This is a genomic window from Cupriavidus sp. HPC(L) (genome assembly GCF_000307735.3).
In the GTDB taxonomy this organism is placed as follows: domain Bacteria; phylum Pseudomonadota; class Gammaproteobacteria; order Burkholderiales; family Burkholderiaceae; genus Cupriavidus.
In genome coordinates, this window is the sequence record NZ_AMPR02000345.1 from 1 (window position 1) to 1,776 (window position 1,776).

The window sequence follows — 1,776 nt, forward strand, 5'->3', positions numbered from 1 at the left end:
ACGGCGGGCTAGCGCGGCACCGCCGGCAGGCGCAGCAGCGCCTGGGCCCCGCCCTGCGGCCGGTTGCCGAGTGTCAGCTCGCCCCGGTGCAGCAGCGCCACCTCGCGCGCGAAACACAGGCCGAGCCCGGTGCCCTTGTCGCGGCCGCCCGGCCGGGGGAGCGAATAGAAGCGCTCGAACACCCGCGGCAGCGCGTAGTCGGGGATGCCCGGGCCACTGTCGGCGACCGTCACGGCAAACGCCTCCCCGTGCGCGCCGCGCTCGCGGTGCAGCCCCAGCGCGACCGTGCTTCCGGCCGGCGCAAAGTCGACCGCGTTGTCGATCAGGTTGACCAGCGTCTGCCGCAGCAGGAACGGATCGCCCAGCACTTCGGCGGGCGCGGCATCGGTCTCGACGCGCGGCGACAGCACCACGCCGCGCTGCCGCGCGCGCGGTTCCAGTTCGGCCGCCACTTCCGTCAGCAGCGGCGCCAGCGCGACCGGACGCGGCGCCTCCAGCCGCTGGCGCTGCTCGACCTCGGCCAGCGCCAGCAGCTTGGCGACCATCTCGGCCAGGCGCCGCGCCTGGCTGTCGATATTGCCGACGAAGCGGGCGCGATCGGGCGCGGGCATGTCCTCGCGCAGCAATTCCGCCGCGCCACGGATCGCCGCCAACGGGCTCTTCATCTCGTGCGTCAGCGTATGGATGTAGTGCTCGACGTACTGCTTGTCCTCCAGGCGCAGACGCATCGTCTCCATCGCCCTGCCCAGCTCGGCCAGCTCGCCGGCGCCCGACAGCGGCATCGCGGCGCGCTCGCCCGCCGCCACCGCGCGTGCATAGCGGCGCAGCCGGCGCAATCCGTTCGCCAGCCACAACGTGCAGGCCAGGCCGATCGCCGCGGCCACGCCCATCAGCAGCAGCCCGTGCAGCAGGATGCGGTGCTGGCTGCGCGCGATCACCGGCGCCATCACCGCATTGGGCTTGGCCACCGTCAGCACGCCCAGCAGGCGCTCGCCATCGCGGATCGGCGCCGCGACGTACATCACGGTGCTGCCCTCGTCGTTCGGGTCGCTGCGCGTGCTGCGCGCACCGTACTTGCCGCGCAGCGTGAGATAGACGTCGTTCCACCGCGAATAGTCCTGGCCCACCGCGGTGCCGGCCGAATCGAAACGCACGATGCCGGCCGTGTCGGTGACATAGACGCGGTAGCCGATCTCGCGCTTGCGCAGCCCCCACAGCTCCGCGTCCAGCGGCGCGTCGCGCAGCGCGTTCAGCTGGCGCGCGAAGGCACCGTCGGCGATGCGGCCGTCGCGCATGTCGTCGGCCGCCAGCGCCGCGAGCGCGTGCGCGGTATCGATCAGCGTGTCTTCCATCGCCTGGCGCACGCCCGGCTTGACCTCCTGCACGAACACGCGAAGCGTTAGCCAGGCCGCCAGCCCGACGATCAGGAAGAAACCCAGGAAGATGCGCAGGCCGATCCGCATCCGTCGCCGGTCCCGCTCAGATGGCCAGCGAGTAACCCATGCCGCGATGGGTGCGGATCGGGTCCTCGTCGCCGGCGGCGCGCAGCTTGGCGCGCAGCGTCTTGATATGGGTGTCCACCGTGCGGTCGCTGGTATCGAGCGCGTCGTCCCAGACCAGGTCCATCAGCTGCGCGCGCGAGTAGATGCGGCCCGGATGGTCGGCCAGCAGCGCGAGCAGCCGGTATTCGTAGCGGGTCAGGTCGAGCCACTGGCCGCGGTAGGCGAGCCGAGCGCCGTCGCGATCGTGCAGCAACGGCGGCACCGCATCCTGTCC

General features: G+C 72.2%; 2 protein-coding genes. Both read right to left on the reverse strand.

Annotation, left to right across the window (positions count from 1 at the left end):
* Positions 1-8: 8 nt before the first annotated feature.
* Positions 9-1,463: a two-component system sensor histidine kinase CreC gene (creC, locus tag B551_RS17470; protein WP_023264655.1), complete on the reverse strand. Its 1,455-nt coding sequence runs from the start codon at positions 1,461-1,463 to the stop codon at positions 9-11.
* A 16-nt stretch (positions 1,464-1,479) separates the two neighbouring features.
* Positions 1,480-1,776 (reverse strand): winged helix-turn-helix domain-containing protein (locus B551_RS17475; RefSeq protein WP_023264656.1); only part of this gene is annotated, 297 nt, incomplete at its 5' end.

Excerpts from the sequence above, each read along its gene's own strand:
- creC (WP_023264655.1), bottom strand. The coding sequence starts at position 1,463 with ATGCGGATCGGCCTGCGCATCTTCCTGGGTTTCTTCCTGATCGTCGGG.